The organism is Bacillota bacterium (assembly GCA_033549065.1).
Taxonomy (GTDB): domain Bacteria; phylum Bacillota; class Dethiobacteria; order DTU022; family DTU022; genus JAWSUE01.
The window spans coordinates 88947-111976 of sequence record JAWSUE010000002.1; the positions used below are offsets into that span (position 1 = coordinate 88947).

The window sequence follows — 23030 nt, forward strand, 5'->3', positions numbered from 1 at the left end:
AACAGAACAAGCATCCGCATAAGTGGATAAGCAGTGCAAAACCCCGGAGCGTACAGTATCAGGGCCTGCTGTATGGGCCTTTTTTAAGATATTAGCTCTAACTATTTTAAAATCGCCAACTTTATGCTATAATCCAATTAACCGTTATCTTCAGGGTCTGGTGAGAAGGATAAAATCTTCAATTCCGAACCGGCGGTAATGCTTCAGAACAGGAGCAGAGCCCGCGAGCCTATATGGTTGATCCGGTGTAAATCCGGAGCCGACAGTAAAGTCTGGAAGGGAGAAGAAGCGGCATTAAAGTTCACAACTATGCTTAAAAAGACCCTGAAGCATTGATTTGCTCGGGGTTTTTCTTATTGAAGGAGCGTAGCGTGTAGTAGGAAATTAATCTGTGAGGTGAGTTTAGTTGGATGCCGACGATCGATATATGTGGATGGCCCTGGATCTGGCCCGGCAGGGTAGGGGAAGAACCAGCCCCAATCCAATGGTTGGCGCAGTTGTAGTCCAGGGCTCCGAGGTGCTAGCTACGGGTTACCATCAGGCAGCGGGAACCCCCCACGCCGAAATTATAGCCCTGAAGAAAGCCGGTGAAAAGGCTGAAGGAGCTACCCTGTATCTGAACCTTGAACCCTGTGCCCACCATGGACGAACCGGCCCCTGCACAGAAGCAATTATCAAGGCCGGGATCAGCCGGGTGGTTGCAGCCATGCAGGATCCCAACCCGCTTGTATCCGGGCGCGGATTTGCGCGGCTTACCGAAGCGGGGATAAAGGTAAAGGAAGGGGTCCTTGAACAAAAAGCCCGCCAGCTTAATGAAGTATTTATCAAGTATATAACCGAACAGCTGCCTTTTGTCAGTGTTAAAGTGGCCATGAGTCTTGACGGTAAGATCGGTACAGCCACCGGAGATTCGCAGTGGATAACGGGAGACAAAGCCCGTCAGTTTGTTCACCGTCTGCGGGATAATACCGATGTTATCATGGTCGGAATAGAGACAGTATTGAAAGATAATCCACGGCTGACCACCAGAATTGAAGGCGGGGGAGGAAAAGATCCGGTAAAAGTGGTCGTCGACAGTACGGCGAGGCTGCCTCTCGATGCCCGGGTAATAGAAAGTAGTTCTTCAGCGCGATTGATCCTTGCCGTCACCGAACAGGCTTCAAAAGAGAAGTTGAGAGCCTTGAAAGACAGGGGTGTGGAAGTGCTGGTAATGCCGGCTAAAGAAGGTCGCGTTGATTTGAAAGCGCTGATGAAGAAACTGGCCGAGCGTGAACTGTCCGCAGTCCTTGTCGAGGGAGGCGGTACTTTGAATTACAGCCTGCTCGAGCAATCTCTGATCGATAAACTTTTTATCTTCATCGCCCCGCTGATTATTGGCGGACGGGAAAGCCCCACAGCTTTCTCCGGAGTCGGTGTGGAGAAACTGGCCAGTGCCTGGTCTGTTGAAGATGTGGAGTTGAAACAATTCGACAAAGATTTACTGTTGATCGGCTACCCCGTTTTAAAACAGTAAAAACTTTAGGAAAGGCGTGAGCTTTTGTTTACAGGATTGATAGAAGAGATGGGTATGATCCGCAGGATTAGCTCCACGGCAGAAGGCACCGATCTTGTCATAGAAGCAAAAAAGGTGTTGTCTGATCTTAAAATCGGTGACAGTATCGCTGTAAGCGGGCCATGCCTTACTGCGACTTCAGTTGCGAAGGACAGCTTTACAGCATGGGCCATGCCTGAAACAATTAAGAGGACCAACCTGGGCAGCCTGGCCGCCGGCCATAAAGTTAACCTGGAAAGAGCGATGGCTATGGGTGATCGTCTGGGTGGTCATCTGGTCAGTGGCCACATTGATTTTGTGGTTACATTGAAGAGCCGCCGTCTGCAGGGCGGGGCAATAATTCTCTCTTTTGATGCGCCAACGGAATTACTGCGTTACGTGGTACCGAAAGGGTCAGTTGCTCTGGACGGAATAAGCCTGACTGTTGTTGAAGTTGAAAAAAGTAGTTTTTCAGTGGGAGTCATTCCCCACACGGCATCTCATACTACGCTCGGTTTTAAGGATATTGGCTCACCGATCAACCTGGAAGTGGATCTGATCGGTAAATATGTTGAAAAAATGCTTGCGCCCCGCCTTGAAGGTGGCGGGAAAGAGCAGAATAAAATAACCATAGCTATGCTAGCAGAAAAAGGATATCTCTAGGTATAGTAACAAGGAGTGAACATGCATGATCTTTAACACTATTGAAGAGGCTTTAGAGGATTTAAAAGAAGGTAAGATGATAGTCGTCGTTGACGACGAAGACCGGGAGAATGAAGGCGACCTGGTGATGGCCGCTTCCATGGTTACACCGGAAGCGATAAATTTCATGATCCGTAATGCCCGTGGTCTGGTTTGCGCTCCGCTTAGGTCTCAGCGAGTTAAGGAACTGGATCTGCCGCCCATGGTTACAAATAATACGGATACGCATTGTACCGCTTTCACCGTATCGGTAGATACCGGTTCTTGCGCCACAGGTATCTCCGCTCACGAGCGGGCCAAAACAGTTAAGGCGCTTATCGATCCTGCAACAAAACCTTCCGACCTTCGCCGCCCCGGGCATATATTCCCGCTGGAAGCGATGGAAGGAGGAGTCCTGCGCAGGGCCGGACACACCGAAGCTTCAGTGGATCTGGCATTACTGGCCGGGCTTGAGCCGGCTGGAGTGATCTGTGAGGTCATCAACGAAGACGGTTCAATGGCTCGTTTGCCGCAGTTAATTGAATTCTGCCGGGAACATGATCTGAAACTGGTCAGTATCGCCGACCTGATTCATTACCGGATGAAAAAGGAAAAGCTGGTCTGGCGTTCGGCCACTGCTGAACTACCCACGGAGTTCGGCACTTTTAAACTGATTGCTTATTCCAACAACATTGATAACCAGACTCACCTTGCACTCATAATGGGTGAGATCGACACCGATGAGCCCACCCTGGTAAGGGTCCATTCGGAATGTCTCACCGGTGATGTATTTGCCTCACTGCGCTGCGATTGCGGAAACCAGCTGCATCATGCCATGAAGCAGATTGCCGAAAACGGTTCGGGAGTACTCGTCTATATGCGACAGGAAGGCCGGGGCATCGGCCTGCTGAATAAGATCAGGGCTTACGAACTCCAGGATACGGGTAAGGATACCGTTGAAGCCAATGAAGAGCTGGGCTTTGCAGCCGATCTCCGTGATTACGGTGTGGGAGCCCAGATCATGGTTGATCTCGGCCTCAAAAAGATCCGATTGCTTACCAATAACCCCCGCAAGATCAAGGGTTTGGAAGGATATGACCTTAATATTGTCGAAAGGGTTCCGCTGGAGATAGAACCCTGCCAGTATAATTGCTCTTACCTATCGACCAAAAAAACCAAATTGGGCCACTACCTCGATATGGCCAAGTAAACGGGAGGGAAAACTTTGAAAACTTTTGAAGGAAAACTGGTTGCCCGCGATTACCGATTTGCCATCGTCGTCAGCCGCTTTAACGAATTTATTTCCGGGCATCTGCTCAGCGGCGCGCTGGACTGCCTCAAACGCCACGAGGCAAATGAAGAAAATATTGATATTATCTGGGTTCCCGGAGCCTTTGAGATCCCCATGGCGGCTAAGAAAGCCGTTCTCAGCAAACGTTATGAAGCAGTGATCTGCCTGGGAGCTGTGATCCGCGGTTCAACACCGCATTTTGATTATGTTGCCTCTGAAGTAGCCAAAGGGGTTGCCCATGTCAGTCTCGATACCGGTGTGCCGGTAATTTTTGGTGTTATTACCAGCGATACTTTGGAACAGGCAATTGAAAGAGCCGGAAGCAAGGCCGGAAACAAGGGATGGCAGGCTGCAGCCTCAGCTATCGAAATGGCTGATCTGAACAGCAAACTCTAATAAGCAGGGGAAAAATAATTGACATCTGCATCGTCTGAAAAGATCGTTATAATTGACGGAAATAGCTTGCTGTACAGGGCATTTTACGCCCTGCCCCTGCTTCAGAACCGGCGTGGTGAACACACCAACGCTGTTTACGGTTTCACCAATATGTTTCTGCGGCTGCTCGATGAGGAGAAACCCGATTACGTTGCCGTTGCTTTTGATCCACCCAAGCCTTCATTCCGGGTCAAAATAGACCAGTCTTACAAGGCCCAGCGTGAAAAAACCCCCGATGAACTGGCTGAACAGATTCAACGGACAATACAGATCCTGGAAGCTTTGAATATACCCGTTTTCGAAATTGAAAGCTATGAAGCAGATGATGTGATCGGTACCCTGGCCGACCTCTTTGCCGGGAAAGAGAAGGCTGTTACTGTTGTCTCGGGCGATGCCGATCTTCTGCAGCTTGTCAGCGATCGTATCACTGTCATGCTTACCAAGAAAGGGATCAGCCAGATGGAGCGCTACAATCCCGATCTGCTGAAAGAGCAGTATGGTCTGGATCCCGAACAGGTTATCGATTTCAAGGCTTTGAAGGGCGACCCGTCGGATAATATTCCAGGAGTACCCGGCATCGGAGACAAAACGGCCAGAAACCTGATCGAGACATACGGGTCCATAGAAGCAATATACGAAAACCTGGGTGAGCTGAAAGGTAAGATTGCCCAAAACCTTGAAGAATATCGTGAACAGCTTTACACCGGTCGTGATCTTGTAACTCTCCGGCGTGATGTTCCCCTGGATACCGCTCCTGAAGAATGCCGCTATCGTGAACCCGATTACCAGCGACTGCTGGAAATTTTTAATGAGCTGGAATTTAAAAGCCTGGCAGCAAAGGTGAGATCGGTTGATCAGGATTCTGAATCTCTATCGGAAACGGTGGTTAAGGCCGGTCGGTTTGACCTGGTCAGTGACCTGGAAAAATTTCTGAAAAAACTAAATCAGGGATCTCTGATTTCTCTGTTAGTCAGCCGGCAGGATGGGCGCCCCTATTGGGAACAGCCGATTTCCTCTGTTGCTCTGGCAGAAGAAGGCGGTAAAAAAGGATATTATTTGAACCCCGAAAGCTTTGGCGCCGAACAGACCGAAATTTGGAAACTGCTGGCCGGTTTACGGGAAAAAGACATCAGCCTCGTCACCCATAATTCAAAACAGCTTTATCATCTTTTTTTTGAAAATAAACTGAAAATCCCGAAGATCAAGTTTGATACAATGCTTGCTGCTTACCTGGCCGATCCCGCCCGCGGTGGTTACGATCTACCCACCCTTCTCAACCTGCACCTCGGCCTTGATCTTAATCTCAAAGATGAACGCAAAAAGAAGGCGCTTGATCCCGAAGAACAGGGAATGCAGCTCGCCGAACAGGCCAGGCAGCTTTTCCCTCTCTACAAAAACCTTGCTGAACAGCTTGATGAGCAGCAGCTGGAAGAGTTGCTTTTTGATCTTGAACTCCCTCTGGCCAAAGTTCTGGCCAGGATGGAACGGGAAGGCATGAGTATTGATACAGATTATTTGCGGGATCTTTCATCAGAAATCTGCCGCCGCCTCGATGGCCTTGAAATGGAGATCTATGCCCAGGCCGGTGAAGAATTCAATATCAATTCGCCACAGCAGCTTTCACGGATTCTTTTCGATAAGCTGAAACTGCCGGAAATCCGTAAAACGAAAACCGGGAGATCAACCGATGCCCGTGTCCTGGAGGAACTGGCCCTTCATCATGAAATTGCTGCTCTGCTGATTAACTACCGCCAACTGGCCAAGCTGGAGGGAACTTACCTCTCGGGTATGATTGACCTGGTCGACTCTAAAAAAAGCAAATTGTACACAACCCTGAACCAGGCCGCTACCGCTACCGGCAGGCTCAGCAGCAGCGATCCAAACCTCCAAAATATACCGATCCGTATGGAGGAAGGCCGCCGGATCCGCAGGGCCTTTGTCACCTCGGAAAAAGGCAGAATTCTCTTTGCCGCCGACTATTCCCAGGTTGAACTGCGCATCCTGGCCCACCTGTCAGAAGATCCAATTCTGGTTGAAGCCTTCAAAACAGGACAGGATATTCACCGCCGCACAGCAGCCGAAGTAAACGGGATAGCTCTTGATGAAGTGACACCCCTGCTGAGGGAAAGGGCCAAGGCGGTTAATTTCGGAATTATCTACGGATCCAGCGATTTTGGCCTGGCCCAGAACCTGAAGATCCCCCGGGCTGAGGCTAAAGCCTATATCGACAGCTATTTTGAACGCTACTGCGGCGTCAGGTCATACATGGACGAGATAATCCGCCAGGCATATGAGCAGGGCTATGTAACAACCATGCTGGGCAGGAGACGCTATCTGCCTGAGATTCATTCATCGAACCGGAATATCCGCAGTTTTGCCGAAAGGATGGCCCTGAACACCCCGATCCAGGGCTCTGCTGCCGATATTATCAAGCTGGCCATGCTGAAAATTGACCGAATAATTGCTGAAGGCGGATTCAAAGCTGCCATGCTGCTGCAGATCCACGACGAACTGCTTTTTGAAATTGATGAAACCGAAATCGATTTCTTCGCGCCCATGATCAAACAAGAAATGGAGCAGGCCATGACCCTCTCCGTTCCTTTGCAGGTCGATCTCAAGTGGGGCTGCAACTGGGAAGAACTCAAAAATTTCGGGACACATTAGTTAATTATATTTTCTGATAATTATTTTCCATAAAACCTTATTGAAAAGGACCAAATTTATGCCCGAACTGCCCGAAGTAGAAGTCATTCGCCGGGAGCTTGCTCCCTTAGTCATAAATAAAATCTTTGCCAGACCTTTACTGCATATTGATTCGACGGTTGAATATCCTGAACCGGACAAATTTGAAGCTGATCTGGCCGGCCGGGAAATTTCAGGAGTTGAGCGAAAAGGTAAATACCTGATCTTTAGACTCGATCGCGGGATACTGGTTGTCCATCTTCGCATGACCGGAAACCTTATATTCAGCGAAAAGGGACAATTGAATAATGAAAGATTTCTACGGCTCTCCCTGCCGTTCAATGATGGCTCCGCACTTTATTTCTTCGATATGCGCCGCTTCGGTAGGGTTTGGCTGGTTGACAATGATGCTGAACTGGAAGAGATAGTTTTTAAAAGAGTTGGCCCCGACATAATGAATGATGTTAACTGTGATGACTTTCTCCGGCTGCTTGATCAAAAGAAAAAGAGACAACTCAAAGCATTGCTTCTTGATCAGAGCTGTGCGGCCGGTATGGGAAATATCTACACAGATGAATGCCTTTTCCGCTGTGGAGTACACCCCCGCAGAACTGTCGGAGAGTTGACTCCCGTGGAAGCCGAAAAACTGTTTGATGCTGTGCAAACTGTTCTGGAAGAAGGGATTGAATACGGGGGTACTACCTTTAGAGATTACAAAAATGCCCGGGGCGCCCTTGGTGAATTTCAGTCCCATCTGAATGTCTACGGCCGAAAGGGAGAATTATGCTCCTGTGGTACGCCCATTGAAAAGAGCGTTGTTGCCGGCCGCGGTACATACTTTTGCCCCAAATGTCAAAAATAATTTCGGGACACATTAGTTAATTATATTTTCCGAAGATTGTCTAAAATATTTTTGTTAATATTGACTTGAATTCGAAATGATAAATAATCAGGAGAAGAATTTAATGATTACTATCGGCCTGACTGGGGGTATAGCCTCCGGGAAAACTACCGTATCAGGTATGCTGGTTCAAAAAGGAGCCCATCTGATCGATGCTGATCTTCTGGCCAGGGAAGTTGTCGAACCCGGTCAGCCTGCCTGGCATGAAATCGTCGACTGGCTTGGTGATTCAATACTGCTGCCGGATCAAAAGATTGATCGGACTAAACTTGCTGAGCTTGTGTTCAGCGATTCGGTTAAATTGGACAGGTTGAACAGCATAATTCATCCAAAGGTTGGCTCGCTGCTTATCCAGCGATCAAAAGAGATTAAAGAAAGAGAGCCCGAAGCAATCATAGTGTATGATATTCCTCTTTTAGTCGAAGCAGGTATGCAGAAAATGGTCGACATGGTTCTACTGGTATATGTTACCAGGAATATTCAGCTTGACCGCCTTCAAAACCGTGATGGTTTATGTCGCGAAGATGCTGAGTTGCGCCTGCAGGCTCAGATGCCCCTGGAGAAGAAGAAAAAATATGCACATTTTGTAATCGACAACAGCGGAACATTTCAAGAAACAGCAAGGCAGGTTGAAGAGTTCTGGAATAGAATGATCGAGAGCAAACATTAGCCGGGGTATGTCGATACTTTTTTTCATCTCTTGAGGCACAGGTTGATCGTTACATTTTGAATATATTTCATCAAAATAGCACAAACCATTTCATTTTGAAATGGTTTGTGCTATTTTGTAAAGTTATTTAGTTAGAGATGTTAATTTATGTAATATGATATTACAAATATGATTATTTATATAAAGCTTGATACATCTACATGATAAATGCCGAGATTCACTGAGTAATTTATAGAATTTTTTAACTCTGTCTATACAAATTAGTAAATTCTCATTTTCTTGGCATGGTAATTGCTTCAATATATAAAAAAGTTCGCAAATTGATGAGCATGAAGAAGTGACTAAAGGCTATCATATTTTATTAGGCTCAATAATTACTCATATTTTTTCATGTATAAAGTTCTACTACAATTAATGATGAAATTGGGGGTGATCGGTTTCTTATAGAGTTTATATTTTATGAGTTTAAGTACTAAATAAAGAGGAGGCATTATCATGTTAAAAGGAAAAACCTTGATTTTTCTTTTGGTAATACTGGTTCTCACGTTAGGAATGTTGGTCGGTTGTGGAGAAGAGACTGTCACTCCTGAGCCTGAAGAAGAGCAACCAGAAGAAGAACAACCAGAAGAAGAGCTACCTGAATATCCGACAGATACGATTATTTGGACTGTTGCTCGTGACCCCGGAGATCCGCAGGATATTACAGCCCGCGGCATCGCCCCATATCTCTCGGAAGTTCTGGGAGTAAATGTGGTGGTTGATAACAAGCCCGGAGGAGGCGGAGTAGTTGGCTACGGTGAACTGTGGCGGCAAAGTCCGGACGGCTATTACATCGGCCAGGATGTCCTGGGACAGATGGCCAATTTTGATGCTCTTGGCAGGCTCGATGATCCGCTGTTTGAAGTCGAGTGGTTCTCGATTATTTACCAATCTCCTGCCGGCATTTGGGTCGGTGCAGATTCGGATATCAAGACTATCCAGGATATGATTGATCTGGATCGGCCCTTGATTATCGGTGATACCACTACTGCCGGGACTCACGTACCCTGGGTCGTCAGACTTAGTGATACTTTGGGTATCGATTTCACCTATTCTACAGGTTGGGAAGGCAGGGGAGAAATCTTTGCCGCCGTTATGAGACTTGAAATCGACATGGTTCCCAACTCTTTCTCAGGATTGGTTAACCAGTATCTAGCTGGTGATATGCATTGCGTTATGCTGATGTCACCGGAGCGACACCCATTAATGCCGGATGTTCCCACCCTGGGAGAAATTGCCGAGCAGTATAATAAGCCTGAATTAAACCAGCTGTTGTCTATGGGGATGGCTACATACATGATTGGAGCACCTCCCGGCACCCCGCGCTATGTTACTCAAACTTTAGAGGATGCGCTCCAAGAAGTAATTGAAAATAATGATGATTTCAAGGCATGGGCTGAAGAAGCCAATCAGGATGTTGTCTTTTACGGCTATGATGACACCCGGAGAATCCTGGGTGATGTAATTAAAGTGCTCGAAGACATGAACTGGAAGGAAGTCGAAGCTGGACTGGCAAATTAGCCTGAGATTACTACATTACTCAGATGATTGAAGCTAAGGCCTTCCTGTATCTTGAAGGAAGGCCTTAGATCTGGATAGAGTATTTAAATAAAACTTGGAATGGGGGAGTGTTAGGGGATATGATTGAAGCACTACTAACGGCATTAGCCAAGTTTAACGATCCACTGGCGATCGGAATGATTTTTCTGGGTGCAGTCCTGGGGATTATGTTTGGGGCCCTCCCGGGCTTTAGTCCTGTTACCGGCCTAGCTCTTTTGTTGCCTTTTACTTTTGGGATGGACCCCATGATCGCCATGATTTTGTTTGCCGGAGTGATCGGCAGTGCCCACTTTGGCGGTTCTATTCCCTCCATTTTGCTCAATACCCCGGGGACTGCTCCCAACGCCTGCACCTGTTTTGACGGTTTTCCCCTGGCCAGGAAGGGCCAGGCAGCCCGTGCACTGGCCATTTCGGCCACCAGCGCCGGTGTTGCCACCGTTATCGGTCTGGCCGCCTTGATGTTGGCGATTCCCATCATCCGGCCATTTATCCTCTCTTTCATGACACCTGATTTTTTTTGGTTGGTTGTGTTCGGACTGGTTACGATTTCTTTTGCCAGTAAGGGAAATCTGCTTAAAGGCCTGGCTGGCGGGGGTATTGGAGTTCTGCTGGCCTTTATCGGTTATTCAGGGCTTTTTGCGATAGAGCGCTTTACCTTCAACAGCCACTACCTCTGGGATGGTTTAAAACTTGTTCCCCTGGTGATCGGAATATTTGCCATCAGCGAAATCATCAGCTATGCCTCCAAAGGGGGTACCATTTCCCAGGTTGATATGGCCGAAAAGGGCAAGGGAGTCTGGTGGCGGCAGGTAAAGCAGGGAATGAAAGATGTGCTTTCCCGACCAGTACAAGTTATTCGTGGAAGCCTGATCGGTGTAGTGATCGGGGCCATCCCTGGTGTGGGCGGTTCGGCAGCCAATTTCATCTCTTATACTGTAGCAATGCAGAATTCCAAGCATGCGGAAGAATACGGTAGGGGTAGCATCGATGGACTTATCGCCAGCGAGACGGCTAACGATGCCAAGGACGGACCGGCGATCCTGCCCACAGTTGCCTTCGGCATTCCCGGCAGCCCCGATACTGCAATCTTGCTGGCTGCTCTAATCCTGCACGGCCTTACCCCGGGACCTCTGCTTCTGCGGGATGATCTGCCCATAGTGATGATGCTGGTTTTGGGCATATTTTTCTCCCAGATATTTACCAGCAGTTTCGGCCTTTTCAGCGCCAACCTGCTTGCCCGGATTACCGTGATCAGGGTGCAGTTATTGGCCCCCTTTGTCCTTATTCTTTGCATAGCCGGGGCTTTTGCTTACCGCCAGTATATATGGGATGTTCTCCTAGCAGTGCTGTTCGGAGTAATCGGCTACCTATTCAAGCGTTATGATTTCAGGGTGATCACCATCTTGATCGGCTACATGCTGGGATCCATGGTTGAAAGATATTTTCATACCTCCCTGCGGCTGGCCCAGGGAAGCTACACTGTATTTGTAAGCAACCCCATATCGGTGGTGTTAATTGTTCTGATCCTGACCATGCTGCTTTATCCTGTAATCAAGGGCTGGCTGCAGCACCGCCGGGAAAAGGGAAATAAGGCACAGGAAGACGGTTTGCAAATTGCCGAGAAAACTACTCAGTCTGCTGTCGAATCTGCAACGATTTCTGCCGGGAACGAAAAAGAAAAGTTTAAGCCCTGGAAGAACGGTGAGTTTATATTTACAGCCGTGGTTACTGCCTTTGTTTTACTGATCATGGCCGTATCCTTCCAGTATGGCGAAAGGGCGCGTATGGTGCCCTTGCTTGTAAGCAGCGGCACGCTGGTCCTTCTCCTGGGTCTGCTGGTAGGTCACTTTTTCCCGGAACTTATGAAACGCATGGAAGTGGGTCTGGATGATATGCTCGGGGGCAGTTCGAAACAGAAGTGCGATGCAGAGGAAAAAGAGCAAACGGCTATCGGATCGGTATTGCGGATCATCTTTTGGATAGTCGGTTTAGCTACCATTATTTTCCTCTTTGGCTTGCCAGTGAGCATACCGCTGCTCTTGCTGGCGTTTCTGCTTTTCGAAGGAAAAGTTGTTTGGTGGAAAGCGCTGCTCATAGCTGCGGTAGGCTCAGTTATCTTTTTTGTAGCTTTGAATTACCTGGGTGTACGGCTCTGGTTGGGAGCAATTCCGAGACTCATACCCGGAATCCTGGGAGGCAGCATTATCCCTCGCCTCTAATGACAAATTTTGAAGCTGTAATTTATTCTGGCTCACCGTTTAAATAAATATATTTATTTTTGTGAATTAATTTCTACCGCCTGAAGAGTTTTCTGCGCTAAAATAATAATGGTATGAAAATTGCTATAATCTAATAACAAACATAAATAAAGCATGTGATGTAGGTGGAGCGATGGTTCCAAAAAGACGCTGGTAATCAATCTTGCATTAAGTAATAAAGCTTTTCAAAGTATGAATAGGGGAGATGGAATTAATGATTGAAGCTTTACTGGCGGCATTAGCCAAGTTTAACGATCCAGTGGCGATCGGGATGATTTTTCTGGGTGCAATCCTTGGGATTACATTTGGGGCGCTTCCGGGCTTCAGTCCGGTTACAGGTTTAGCCCTTGCTCTTCCTTTTACTTTTGGTATGGATCCTATGATCGCCATGATTTTGTTTGCAGGGATTATCGGCAGCGCCCACTTTGGTGGTTCCATTCCCGCCATCTTGCTGAATACCCCGGGGACCGCTCCCAACGCCTGTACCTGTTTCGATGGTTTTCCTCTGGCCAAACAGGGCCAGGCAGCCCGTGCTCTGGCCATTTCAGCCACCAGCGCGGGCGTCGGTACTGTTATCGGATTGATCGCATTGATTATAGCTATCCCAATTATTAGGCCGTTTATTCTCTCTTTTATGACACCTGATTTCTTCTGGCTGGTCGTGTTTGGACTGGTTACGATTTCTTTTGCCAGCAAGGGGAACCTGTTGAAAGGGCTGGCCGGTGGGGGTTTCGGGGTTTTGCTGGCCTTTATTGGTTATTCCGGTCTCTTTGCCATAGAACGTTTTACCCTTAGCAGTTGGTACCTATGGGATGGTTTAAAGCTGGTTCCCCTGGTGATCGGAATATTCGCCATCAGCGAAATCATCAGCTATGCCTCCAAGGGGGGCACCATCTCCCAGGTTGATATGACCGAAAAGGGCAAAGGAGTCTGGTGGCGGCAGGTAAAGCAGGGAGTCAAAGATGTTTTTTCCCGGCCGCTAATCTTTATCAGGGGAAGCCTGATCGGCGTTGTGATCGGGGCTATTCCCGGTGTGGGTGGTTCGGCAGCCAATTTCATTTCTTACACCGTAGCGATGCAGAATTCAAAACATGCTGAAGAATACGGCAAGGGCAGCATCGAGGCATTAATCGCCAGTGAGACGGCTAACGATGCAAAAGACGGCCCGGCGATCCTGCCCACGGTTGCCTTCGGCATTCCCGGCAGTCCCGATACGGCAATTTTGCTGGCGGCGCTTATTCTACACGGCTTGACCCCGGGACCTCTACTTCTACGGGACGATCTACCCATCGTGATGATGCTGGTTTTGGGCATATTTTTCTCCCAGATATTTACAAGCAGTTTCGGACTATTCAGCGCCAACCTGTTGGCTCGAATCACTATGATCAGGGTGCAGCTGTTGGCTCCCTTCGTTCTGATCCTTTGCATAGCCGGGGCCTTTGCTTACCGGCAGTATATCTGGGATATCCTCCTGGCGGTATTACTTGGAGTAGTCGGATACCTTTTTAAGCGCTACGATTTCAGAGTGATCACCATTTTGATCGGTTATATGCTTGGATCCATGGCTGAAAGGTATTTTCATACATCCCTGCGGCTGGCCCAGGGAAGCTACACTGTATTTGTGAGCAACCCCATTTCGGTGGTGTTAATTGTTCTGATACTGACCATGCTGCTTTATCCTGTAATTAAGGGCTGGCTGCAGTATCGTCGGGAAAAGGGAAATAAGGCACAGGAAGACGGTTTGCAAATAGCCGAGAAAACTACTCAGTCTGCTGTCGAATCTGCACCGGTTGCTGCCGGGGACGAAATAGAAAAGCTTAAACCCTGGAAGAGCGGTGAGTTTATATTTACCGTGGCGATTGCTGTCTTTGTTCTGATGATCTTGATCTTTTCCTTCCAGTATGGAGAAAGGGCGCGCTTGATGCCCATAATTGTTAGCAGCGGCACGTTGATTCTTCTCCTGGGTTTGTTGGTGGGTCACTTTTCCCCGGAGTTGATGAAACGTATGGAAGTGGGTCTGGATGAGATGCTTGGGGGGAGTTCGAAAAAGAAGTGTGAAGTAGAGGAAGAGGTGCAAACGGCTGCCGGATCGGTATTGCGGATCATCTTCTGGATTGTTGGTATGGGTGCCGCTATTTTCCTCTTTGGCCTTCCTGTGAGTATACCGCTATTCCTGCTGGCATATCTGATATTAGAAGGGAAAATTGTCTGGTGGAAGGCGCTCCTCATTGCGGCCTTGGGCGCGGCTATCTTTTTTGTGGCTTTGAATTTCCTGGGCGTACGGCTCTGGTTGGGAGCGATTCCGAGTCTCATACCCGATATCCTTGGCGGCAGCATTATCCCTCGCCTCTAGGATTTTCTGGTAGCACGGTCATGAATTATTTCAGCGTTAAACGGGTAATCAGGAAAATATTAAAAAACAGGTTTGGGAGGATGATATGATAAAGGTCATTAACATTAAAAGTAAGGATTCAGTTCCGGTGGAGGAAGGACATGTTCGAACCTTGCTCCGACCGGACGAGGATGGAACCCGGGTTCATTTGGTTATAAAAGAGCTCGATCCGGGAAAGACCTGTTGTCTTACCCGGAAAGACCGGACTCAGGTTGCCTATATCCTTGAAGGTGAGAAAGCTAAGATCACGCACACATCGGATGGAAGCACTACCGGACATGCTGTGAATAAGCGATCCGGCGTCTATCTTGAGCCCGGTGAGCTGTCAGAGATCACAACCAGTGCCACACCTCTTACCCTGCTGTTGGTGGACGTGCCGAAGTACACAGGAAGAAAGACCGACAACGACAAGCCGAAGGGCTATATCTTCGTGGAAGAGCAGCTCCAGTCGCTCATCGATGAGAAACGCTCTCGCGAGCGGATCTTCTGGGTCAACCAGGAAACCGGTTTATCTGATTCCTTTGACCTCCAATTGGGCCGGATGTTCTACGAACCTCACGCTTATTCACCAAGACATATGCATCTTCCCTCTGAAACTTGTAGCGTTATCCCGGAGCACTTCTATTTCATCTTAAAGGGAACCGGAGAGGTCCGCCATGACAATGGCAGTCTACCGGTCGGTCCTGGTGACCTTGTCTTTATACCTTCGGGTGACTGGCATTCGTTAATCTCTTCCAAATCGGGATTCGACTACATTGAGTTCGAATCGCCATTCGACTTCGTGACCAGGATGGATGTCGATCCGTTTGGCAAGAACTGGTACATCAAAGGTACCGACGATGGCACAGGCAAGCCAAAACTCTGGGTGCAAAGCTGAACGCGTAACAACCATCTACCTCGGCTATCAGGTATTAACTTAAATACAACACTTTAAGATAGCCACATAATTTAATCACCAAAAATAAATGGACCTTAGTCACTTAAGGGGTAACCAATATGTTAACCGAAGAGAAAAAGAAAGAATTGAAGAGGTTTGCTGCGCAAATCAGGTTGGAGACTTTACATGAGTTTAAACACCTTGGTTTTGGTCATGTCGGCGGTTCCATGTCAATTGTGGAAACCCTGGCAGTGCTATATGGTGAAGTTATGAATGTAAGAGCCGAAGATCCGGAATGGAAAGAGCGCGATTGGCTGGTCTTATCAAAGGGGCATGCCGGTCCTTCTTTATATGCGACTTTAGCCTTGAAAGGTTTTTTCTCCATGGATGAGTTGAAAACCTTAAACAGGCCCGGTACTGCTTTGCCCAGCCACTGTGATCGTAACAAAACGATCGGGGTTGATATGACTACGGGTTCGCTGGGCCAGGGAATATCCACCGCTATAGGTATTGCCCTCGGTAACCGCCTTGATAAAAGAAACAGCTATACTTACCTTATTCTCGGTGATGGGGAATGCAACGAAGGCCAGGTTTGGGAAGGGGCTCTTTTTGCTGCTCATCATCGGTTAGACAACATGATTGCTTTTGTGGATTACAACAAGCAGCAGCTTGATGGTTACACAAGGGATATTTTGGATCTGGGTAACCTGGCGGAAAAGTTTGCATGTTTTGGCTGGTACACTTACGAGGTAGATGGTCATGATATAGAGGAAATTTATAATGCTTTGATGCAGGCCCGTAGCAGTGAAGGGAAACCTTCAGCCATAATCCTGCACACTCAAAAGGGTAAGGGGTGTACTTTTGCTGAAGGGATATTGGACAATCATCATATGGCTTTTACCGTTGAACAGATCGACGAGGCTATTAGCCATATAGAAATTCAGTTGGGCACATTAATGGCAGATAATGGTAATTAAAATATATAAGGTGGTTACTAAGTGAGTATATACCTGGCCGAAAGCAATGTTCAGGAAGATATCATGATGCGTGATATGTACTGCCGGACCTTGATAGAACTTGCCGAGGAAGATGAACGTATTGTAGCGCTGGATGCGGACTTGATGAAATCCATGGGGATGATCCCCTTTTTGAAAGCTTACCCGGAGCGTACTTTTAACTGTGGAGTCCAGGAAGCCAATATGATTGGTGTTGCTGCCGGCCTTTCAGCTACGGGGAAAATCCCTTATGTTCACAGCTTTGGCACTTTTTCCACCAGAAGATGTTATGACCAGATTTATATGTCGGCAGCATATGCAAAGCTAAATGTACGCATTATTGGCAGTGATCCCGGTATAACTGCCGCATACAACGGCGGAACACATATGCCTCTTGAAGACCTGGGAATAATGCGACTCATTCCCGATCTGACCATTATTGAACCGGTTGATTCGGTGATGCTTCAGGATATTATCAAACAGTTAGCCAATCTTTACGGAGTGTTTTATGTGCGCCTGCTTCGCCGGAATGCAGTTAAAGTATATGAATCCGGTTCCACTTTTAAAATCGACAAAGCGGTTACGCTAAAGGAAGGAAATGATCTTACGATCATCGCTTCAGGAATTATGGTGGTGGAAGCTTTGAAAGCGGCTAAGTTATTATCCACCAGAGGGATCTCCGCCAGGGTGGTAAATAATTTTACCTTAAAACCCATTGATAAAGAGACCATTTGCCGGTGTGCTCTGGAAACAGGGGCTATCGTGACTGTGGAAAATCATAATATTGTGGGAGGCCTTGGTTCAGCAGTGGCGGAAGTTCTCGCAGAAAATACTCCTGTTCCCCTGGAACGGGTAGGGGTATGTGATCTCTTTGGTGAAGTCGGTCCTGTTGAATATTTAATGGAGAATTTCAATATGACAGCCGCCTCTATAGTTGAGCGGGCTAAAATAGTTCTGGGAAAAAAGTAAAGGAGTGTTATCATGACAATTCCGGAGAAGATGACTGCACTAGTTCTCAAGCAGTATAATGATTACTCCATCGAGAAGGTAGATGTACCCGAGCCTGGATACCAGGAGGCGCTCTGCCGGGTTAAGTCAGTAGCAATTTGCGGAACGGATCCCGGGTTGATAGCAGGAAAGTTTGCCGGTATCTGGCCGCGGGAATTTCCCTTTATCCCCGGTCATGAGTGGGCTGGTGAGATTGTTGCTCTGGGTGAAAATACCCAGGAATTTGGCTGGAAAATCGGCGAGAGGGTTGCGGGAACTTCTCATGTAGGATGTGGTATTTGCCGGATGTGTACTACTGGCCGCTACAACTTGTGCGATTATTACGGTAATAAAAAAGTCCACCGGCATTACGGACATTACAGTCAAGGCGCGTATGCAGAATACCAGGCAGCTCATATCAAGACTCTACACCGCCTTCCTGAAAGTTTATCATTTGATCAGGGAGCGATGGTAGATGGGACCAGTATCGCACTTCACTCAGCCAAGCGTGGTAAAATTTGCCCAGGTGACACGGTGGTTATCTTTGGACCTGGGCCGATGGGGCTGCAGGTTTACATGTGTGCGGAAGCGCTGGGCGCGGGAAGGATTATTGTGATTGGCCGGGGGGATCGGCTGTTGAAAGCCAAAGAGTTGGGTGCTGAAATTGTGGATATTGAGAAAGGCGATCCTGTTAAAGAGGTTCTCGAGCTTACGAACGGAAGAGGTGCTGAAGTAATTGTGGAGTGTTCCGGCGCTCATGATGTTGCTGCTCAGGCGATCCAGGTTGCCCGGAAAAACGCCAATATTGTCTTTGCGGGCCTGCCAAAGCAGAACGTGGAAATCCCGATGTTAAAGCTAATCCTGGAAGAAATGAACCTGTTTGGGGTTCGCGCCAACCAGAGCACCTGTGAAGAGATTATTCCCCTCATGGTTAAAGGCAAGGTTCAGCCGGAGAAGATAATTACTCACCATTTTCCGTTAACAGAGTTTCCAAAAGCTCTCGAGACCTTTGTTAAGCGGTTAGATCGTGCTTTGAAAGTAGTTTTACATCCTGATTTAAACTGAACCATGATTGTAATTCGGATGGGAGGAAAAAAATGAGATTATCTTTAACCTGGACAGCTCAACCACGTAAATTTGCGCCCCTAATACTTACGGGAGATTTCGCCGGCAGTGTTGAAACAGCTAATAGTATGGGGTATCAGGGAATTGAAATGAGTATAAGAACAGCATATGATATTTCTGCCACAGAGGTAATAGGGGTGATTAAAAAATATGGTGTTCAAGTGTCCGCAGTCTCGACTGGATTGGCTTACGTGGAAGACGGTTTAAGTCTTGTTAATGAAGATAAAGAAATACGGCAGAATGCCGAGGTTAGATTCAAAGAGCAGATTGCCTTTGCCTCGGCAGTTCAATCGGATAATGTAATATTTGGGCTGTTACGCGGAAAATTAAGTGAAAAGATTTCTGTCAGGCAGAAGCAGCAGGAGTGGATCAAGACGGCTATGAAATCTTGCGCCGCCTATGCTGAAAACTGTGGAGTAAATATTAGCATTGAGCCGATCAACCGTTATGAAACAAACTACTTAAATACCATGGCGGAAGCAGTAGCTTTTATCGGTGAAGTGGGAATGGATAATCTATATGTTATGGCAGATACTTTTCACATGAATATCGAAGAAAAAAACACTGTGGATTGCATTGCCAGGTACAAAGATAAGATATCTTATGTTCATTTAGCCGATAGTAATCGCCAAATTCCCGGAAATGCTCACATCGATTTTCCTGCGATTATCAATGCACTGAAACATATAAACTATAGCGGGTTTCTATCGTTGGAGTGCTTACTAATCGATGATCCGGCCAAGGAGGCGATGCAGGCACACAGGTATTTATCTACTTTGTTCAACAGTCAGGAGTAAAATATGTAATCAGGAGGATAAATAAACCATGAGCAACTTTTTAAAAACGAATCGTGCTGACTTAATCCTGGAAGACAATGCAGTAGGTCGCATGAAAAAAGAAATCTGGGAAGCCAATGATCACGAGATCGATGCCATCCTGGCGGAGTATGGCATACCTTCACCTCCCGAATGGGTTAAGCCTAACTCTTATATTCAGACTACTATACGCAACAAACTGGTGGAGAACCGCCGTAAAAACGATATAGTTTTGATACCGGTAGGGTGCACCGAAAACCACGGAATGCATACGGTAAGCGCTATGGATACATTTTTTGTAACCTCTATTTGTGAAGCGGTCCGCCGTTACACCGCAAAAAAAGGATATGCCGTTAATCTGGCCCTTCCGCCACTGTTATACGGTTCACACCCCTATCATCACATCGGGATGCCGGGTAATGTTATAGTCAGGGAAGAAGTTTCCAAGGAGCTGCTCATTGACGTTATGCTTGGATTGTGGAACGATGGTTTCCGCAAGCAGATCATAGTAAATAATCATGGTCAATTATGGATGCTGGAAGCAGTGATTCAGCAGTTTACCAAGCGTTATCAGCTTCCCGGTATTTTCAGACTAATGGATTGGCACAGGGCTGTTCGTGAATTCTTCCGGCCTAAAGAGCTGGGCGGCGTATTTGAATCTCCCTTCATCCATGCCGATGAGCACGAAACTTCCCTGGGGTTGCTGCTTTTCCCGGAGATGGTAGAGATGGAATATGCCGTTAATACTGCCCCTGAAGGATTTCTACCTGGCGGACATATGGATGTATCAGTTGACTCTTACTGTCGTCCCAGCCGCTGGTCCGAGTGCCAGGGGCATAATCCTATTGAATTGATGGGCACACCGGAAGGGGTAGTTGGCCCTTCAAAAGAGGCATCCGCAGAAAAAGCAAAAAAACCTATTGCCGCCATAGTACGCTATCTAACGCTTTTAATTGATGAGATCTTAGAAGCATTTCCTCCGGGAACCGTTCCCGATACTGAAAAAGTCACTTTACGCTCGGCTAAAGAAATGGAGCCTTACCTGCGTGAACCCCTGAGCCCTGGCTGGAAATCAGTATACGGACTTCCGACCATAGGTCAGGGTGAATAATCTACGGGATCTATCCGGGGAAGCCAACGAAGATATTTTTGAAGTGGAATTCTTTTTCAAAATGAAAAGATTTACAGCCTGCAAGGTGCACACTGCAATTATGATCAAAGGTAATATAATTTGATAATAATTAGATATAAACTATAATAAAAGACAAATATAATGTAAATCATGGAGACCTTTAAACTTTGTTCAAATTTGATGTTTAATCACCATGACAGAAGTATATTAGCGGTTTGGAGGCGTTGCAACAATGTATAAAGTCGATGTATCACAATGCATTGGATGTGGTGTATGTGAAGAAATCTGTCCAGAGTCTGCAATCAAACTGACAAAAGCAGAGGTGGCCAGAATCGATCCCAAAAAATGTGTTTCATGTGGAGCTTGTGCAGATATATGCCCCCAGGAAGCAATAGAAGAAATTGAAGATGAAGATACAGATGAATAAAAATGAAACACTATTGAGGTGCGTTTTTACTCAAGATATCCTTCATTTATTTTTGTTGGCACGACATTTGCTCTAAATATTAATAAGTCATTGAAATATAATCATGTTGGCCAATTTATTATGGGTAAACCGAGCAGAGAAAACAGAGGAGGCAAGATGTTATGGAAAACCTAGGCACGAAAGAAATGAGAGAGATAGCGTGGGATATTATCTACAACAGGCGCAGTGTACGTAAATTTACCGATAAACCTGTATCAGATGAAGATTTAAAGCTGATTCTTGAAGCAGGCCGCTGGGCGCCTTCGGGAGAGGATGCGCAGCCTTGGAGATTTATCGTCGTTCGTGATGAGGAGCGAAGGAAAAAACTTGGCAAGATATCTGCCCAGGGCAGCGGAAGACGTTTCTCCGGTGAATTTATCACCAAGAACCTGCATAAACGCTTCGCGGGACTTGAGGACGAAGAGAAGAAGAAAGCGATTTTTAAAAAGTTAACCAGTGGTGATGTATCGGCATTTGCCGGTGAAGCCCCGGTAGTTATCGTAGTTATCGGGAAAAAAGATGTCTGGGATCTTCCCTTTGACACATCCGCTGCTATCGAGAATATGCTTTTGATGACCACAGCTCTCGGCCTCGGAGCCTGCTGGGTAATCGCTCCCTGTATTGATATAAGGGATGAATTGAAACTTAAGGAACTGTTGGAAGTGCCCGAAGAATATAAAGTAATCAGTATTATCCCACTTGGACACATGGATCGCCTGCCTCGTCCGAGGCCACGGATTGAATTAAACGAACTGACTTTCGATGAGAAGTATGGTAAGCCTTTTTATCAAGAGTAATCGAACTGGAGGAGGTTTATTATGAGCAGTGAGAAGTATATTAATGAAATAGTGAAAGATTTAGAACTTGCTTTTTGGGATGAAAGGGGCCGCGGAGCCCGTTATCGCACTACCCTGGTTGGAGTAAATTATTTTAAAGAAAAATATGGAACCGGCCCGGCAGATAAAAGTTGGGAAAAAACTATTGATAACGTAATAGATATTTTGATTAAAGAAGATATTATCAGCAAAGCTGAATATAACGGAAAAGGGAACGAGTTAATCGTAGAATTTTTTGACTGCACGCATCTCGATGTTGAAAAAGGGCTTGCTGAAAAAGGGATTCCTCCTTTCTCCTGCCCCTGTGCCAACCTTGTAATGCATTATATCGATTCGCTTATCGGTTCCAACAGTGAACTGGTTTCCGTTGACCTGCATGACAATAAATGTGTTGTGACCATCGGTATTGTGGGATCGACTTTAGAGGAGGTATAGCATGATCGGCGCTTCAAAAGTGGTAAAAATGGAGGAAGCTGTTGCAGCTGTGCCTAATGGAGCCCATTTAGCTTTAAGCGGGTTTGCCATCACTCGCAGTCCGGTAGCCTTTGCTCATGAACTGATCAGACAGGGTAAGAAAGATCTCACTTTATCACAGTGCATAGGCGCATTTGAAACCGATCTGCTTGTCGGGGCCGGTGCAGTTAAAAGGCTAAATTATGGTGGAGGATCACTGGATCGTCCGGGACCACTGTACAATGTAAATCGGGCTATCGAGCAGAAAACCGTTGAAATAAATGAATACAGCAACCTTTCACTGGCCATGCGTTTTCTGGCCGGCTCTGTCGGGATCCCTTACATACCTTCACAGACAATCCTTGGCTCTGACATACTGGCCAGGCTTCTTGAAACAAAAAGTGATGAAATCAAAACCGGCGAATGTCCTTTTACCGGCGAAAAAGTGGTATATCTACGAGCCCTTTTCCCGGATTTTGCGGTCGTGCATGTTCCCAAAGCCGATAAAAAGGGTAATGCCATAATCTATGGACCAAGGTGGGATCAGGAAGCTGCCCTGGCATCCGATGAGATCATAATAATCGCTGATGAAATCATATCTGAAGAGTTGACCCCGTACATCGCCCAGGAAGTTATCATCCCGGCGCCGAGGGTTAAAATGGTTGTTCACCAGCCCTACGGGGCACACCCTACGTCGGTATATGGAAAGTATGATTATGATCGTGCCCATATTGAAGAATATGTATCTTATGCTTCCACACCGCAGGGAATGCAGGAATACCTGGACAAATATATCTATAGCGTAAAAAGTTTTGATGAATATCTTGAGCTGATTGGCGGCTTAAAACGGATAACTGAGTTAACCGCCGATTCGTTGAAGAAGTATTAGAGGGAGGGCATGAAC

General features: G+C 46.9%; 21 protein-coding genes and 1 riboswitch. All 21 genes read left to right on the plus strand.

The window, feature by feature from the left end; translation table 11 throughout:
- Positions 1-142: 142 nt before the first annotated feature.
- Positions 143-292: riboswitch (FMN riboswitch) on the plus strand.
- A gap of 114 nt (positions 293-406) precedes the next feature.
- The 21 genes from ribD (at position 407) to SCJ97_01715 (ending at position 23015) form a co-directional block, all read left to right on the plus strand.
- Entirely contained in the window at positions 407-1513 is a 1107-nt protein-coding gene (ribD, locus tag SCJ97_01615) for a bifunctional diaminohydroxyphosphoribosylaminopyrimidine deaminase/5-amino-6-(5-phosphoribosylamino)uracil reductase RibD (protein ID MDW7738742.1), read from the plus strand.
- Between the two features lie 24 nt (positions 1514-1537).
- Positions 1538-2194, plus strand: coding sequence for a riboflavin synthase (locus SCJ97_01620; protein ID MDW7738743.1), 657 nt, complete (start codon positions 1538-1540; stop codon positions 2192-2194).
- 25 nt (positions 2195-2219) lie between these two features.
- Entirely contained in the window at positions 2220-3422 is a 1203-nt protein-coding gene (locus tag SCJ97_01625; GenBank protein ID MDW7738744.1) for a bifunctional 3,4-dihydroxy-2-butanone-4-phosphate synthase/GTP cyclohydrolase II, read from the plus strand.
- A 15-nt stretch (positions 3423-3437) separates the two neighbouring features.
- Entirely contained in the window at positions 3438-3899 is a 462-nt protein-coding gene (gene ribE, locus SCJ97_01630; protein MDW7738745.1) for a 6,7-dimethyl-8-ribityllumazine synthase, read from the plus strand.
- 18 nt (positions 3900-3917) lie between these two features.
- Entirely contained in the window at positions 3918-6602 is a 2685-nt protein-coding gene (polA, locus tag SCJ97_01635) for a DNA polymerase I (GenBank protein MDW7738746.1), read from the plus strand.
- A gap of 40 nt (positions 6603-6642) precedes the next feature.
- Positions 6643-7482, plus strand: a complete 840-nt coding sequence (mutM, locus tag SCJ97_01640) for a DNA-formamidopyrimidine glycosylase (protein ID MDW7738747.1) — start codon at positions 6643-6645, stop codon at positions 7480-7482.
- Between the two features lie 103 nt (positions 7483-7585).
- The gene (gene coaE / locus SCJ97_01645; protein ID MDW7738748.1) at positions 7586-8191 is read left to right on the plus strand and encodes a dephospho-CoA kinase; all 606 of its coding nucleotides are present in this window, start codon (positions 7586-7588) and stop codon (positions 8189-8191) included.
- Between the two features lie 495 nt (positions 8192-8686).
- Entirely contained in the window at positions 8687-9751 is a 1065-nt protein-coding gene (locus SCJ97_01650) for a tripartite tricarboxylate transporter substrate-binding protein (GenBank protein ID MDW7738749.1), read from the plus strand.
- A gap of 119 nt (positions 9752-9870) precedes the next feature.
- The gene (locus SCJ97_01655; protein ID MDW7738750.1) at positions 9871-12009 is read left to right on the plus strand and encodes a tripartite tricarboxylate transporter permease; all 2139 of its coding nucleotides are present in this window, start codon (positions 9871-9873) and stop codon (positions 12007-12009) included.
- A 253-nt stretch (positions 12010-12262) separates the two neighbouring features.
- Positions 12263-14401, plus strand: coding sequence for a tripartite tricarboxylate transporter permease (locus SCJ97_01660; protein ID MDW7738751.1), 2139 nt, complete (start codon positions 12263-12265; stop codon positions 14399-14401).
- Between the two features lie 85 nt (positions 14402-14486).
- Entirely contained in the window at positions 14487-15317 is an 831-nt protein-coding gene (locus SCJ97_01665) for a cupin domain-containing protein (GenBank protein MDW7738752.1), read from the plus strand.
- A gap of 119 nt (positions 15318-15436) precedes the next feature.
- Positions 15437-16294, plus strand: a complete 858-nt coding sequence (locus tag SCJ97_01670) for a transketolase (GenBank protein MDW7738753.1) — start codon at positions 15437-15439, stop codon at positions 16292-16294.
- A gap of 21 nt (positions 16295-16315) precedes the next feature.
- On the plus strand, positions 16316-17281 hold the full coding sequence (locus SCJ97_01675; protein ID MDW7738754.1) for a transketolase family protein: 966 nt from the start codon (positions 16316-16318) through the stop codon (positions 17279-17281).
- Positions 17282-17293: 12 nt separating this feature from the next.
- Positions 17294-18364, plus strand: a complete 1071-nt coding sequence (locus tag SCJ97_01680) for an alcohol dehydrogenase catalytic domain-containing protein (protein ID MDW7738755.1) — start codon at positions 17294-17296, stop codon at positions 18362-18364.
- Between the two features lie 32 nt (positions 18365-18396).
- A complete protein-coding gene (locus tag SCJ97_01685) occupies positions 18397-19221 on the plus strand; it encodes a sugar phosphate isomerase/epimerase family protein (protein MDW7738756.1) in 825 nt (274 codons plus the stop codon).
- Positions 19222-19249: 28 nt separating this feature from the next.
- Positions 19250-20350, plus strand: a complete 1101-nt coding sequence (gene iolN / locus SCJ97_01690; GenBank protein MDW7738757.1) for a 3-dehydro-scyllo-inosose hydrolase — start codon at positions 19250-19252, stop codon at positions 20348-20350.
- Entirely contained in the window at positions 20343-20474 is a 132-nt protein-coding gene (locus SCJ97_01695) for a hypothetical protein (GenBank protein ID MDW7738758.1), read from the plus strand. The genes iolN and SCJ97_01695 overlap by 8 nt, the downstream gene beginning before the upstream one ends.
- 129 nt (positions 20475-20603) lie before the next feature.
- Positions 20604-20798 carry a 4Fe-4S binding protein gene (locus SCJ97_01700; protein MDW7738759.1) on the plus strand — a complete coding sequence of 65 codons (195 nt, stop codon included), beginning with the start codon at positions 20604-20606 and terminating at the stop codon, positions 20796-20798.
- Positions 20799-20959: 161 nt separating this feature from the next.
- The gene (locus SCJ97_01705) at positions 20960-21634 is read left to right on the plus strand and encodes a nitroreductase family protein (GenBank protein ID MDW7738760.1); all 675 of its coding nucleotides are present in this window, start codon (positions 20960-20962) and stop codon (positions 21632-21634) included.
- A gap of 21 nt (positions 21635-21655) precedes the next feature.
- A complete protein-coding gene (locus SCJ97_01710) occupies positions 21656-22108 on the plus strand; it encodes a hypothetical protein (protein MDW7738761.1) in 453 nt (150 codons plus the stop codon).
- A 1-nt stretch (position 22109) separates the two neighbouring features.
- Entirely contained in the window at positions 22110-23015 is a 906-nt protein-coding gene (locus tag SCJ97_01715) for a CoA-transferase (GenBank protein ID MDW7738762.1), read from the plus strand.
- Positions 23016-23030 lie beyond the last annotated feature (15 nt).

Bases quoted from the DNA above. Each gene is read 5' to 3' on its own strand.
- SCJ97_01625 (MDW7738744.1), top strand. From the start codon at position 2,220: ATGATCTTTAACACTATTGAAGAGGCTTTAGAGGATTTAAAAGAAGGT.
- coaE (MDW7738748.1), top strand. From the start codon at position 7,586: ATGATTACTATCGGCCTGACTGGGGGTATAGCCTCCGGGAAAACTACC.
- SCJ97_01650 (MDW7738749.1), top strand. From the start codon at position 8,687: ATGTTAAAAGGAAAAACCTTGATTTTTCTTTTGGTAATACTGGTTCTC.
- SCJ97_01655 (MDW7738750.1), top strand. From the start codon at position 9,871: ATGATTGAAGCACTACTAACGGCATTAGCCAAGTTTAACGATCCACTG.
- SCJ97_01660 (MDW7738751.1), top strand. From the start codon at position 12,263: ATGATTGAAGCTTTACTGGCGGCATTAGCCAAGTTTAACGATCCAGTG.
- SCJ97_01665 (MDW7738752.1), top strand. From the start codon at position 14,487: ATGATAAAGGTCATTAACATTAAAAGTAAGGATTCAGTTCCGGTGGAG.
- SCJ97_01670 (MDW7738753.1), top strand. From the start codon at position 15,437: ATGTTAACCGAAGAGAAAAAGAAAGAATTGAAGAGGTTTGCTGCGCAA.
- SCJ97_01680 (MDW7738755.1), top strand. From the start codon at position 17,294: ATGACAATTCCGGAGAAGATGACTGCACTAGTTCTCAAGCAGTATAAT.
- SCJ97_01685 (MDW7738756.1), top strand. From the start codon at position 18,397: ATGAGATTATCTTTAACCTGGACAGCTCAACCACGTAAATTTGCGCCC.
- iolN (MDW7738757.1), top strand. From the start codon at position 19,250: ATGAGCAACTTTTTAAAAACGAATCGTGCTGACTTAATCCTGGAAGAC.
- SCJ97_01700 (MDW7738759.1), top strand. From the start codon at position 20,604: ATGTATAAAGTCGATGTATCACAATGCATTGGATGTGGTGTATGTGAA.
- SCJ97_01705 (MDW7738760.1), top strand. From the start codon at position 20,960: ATGGAAAACCTAGGCACGAAAGAAATGAGAGAGATAGCGTGGGATATT.
- SCJ97_01710 (MDW7738761.1), top strand. From the start codon at position 21,656: ATGAGCAGTGAGAAGTATATTAATGAAATAGTGAAAGATTTAGAACTT.
- SCJ97_01715 (MDW7738762.1), top strand. From the start codon at position 22,110: ATGATCGGCGCTTCAAAAGTGGTAAAAATGGAGGAAGCTGTTGCAGCT.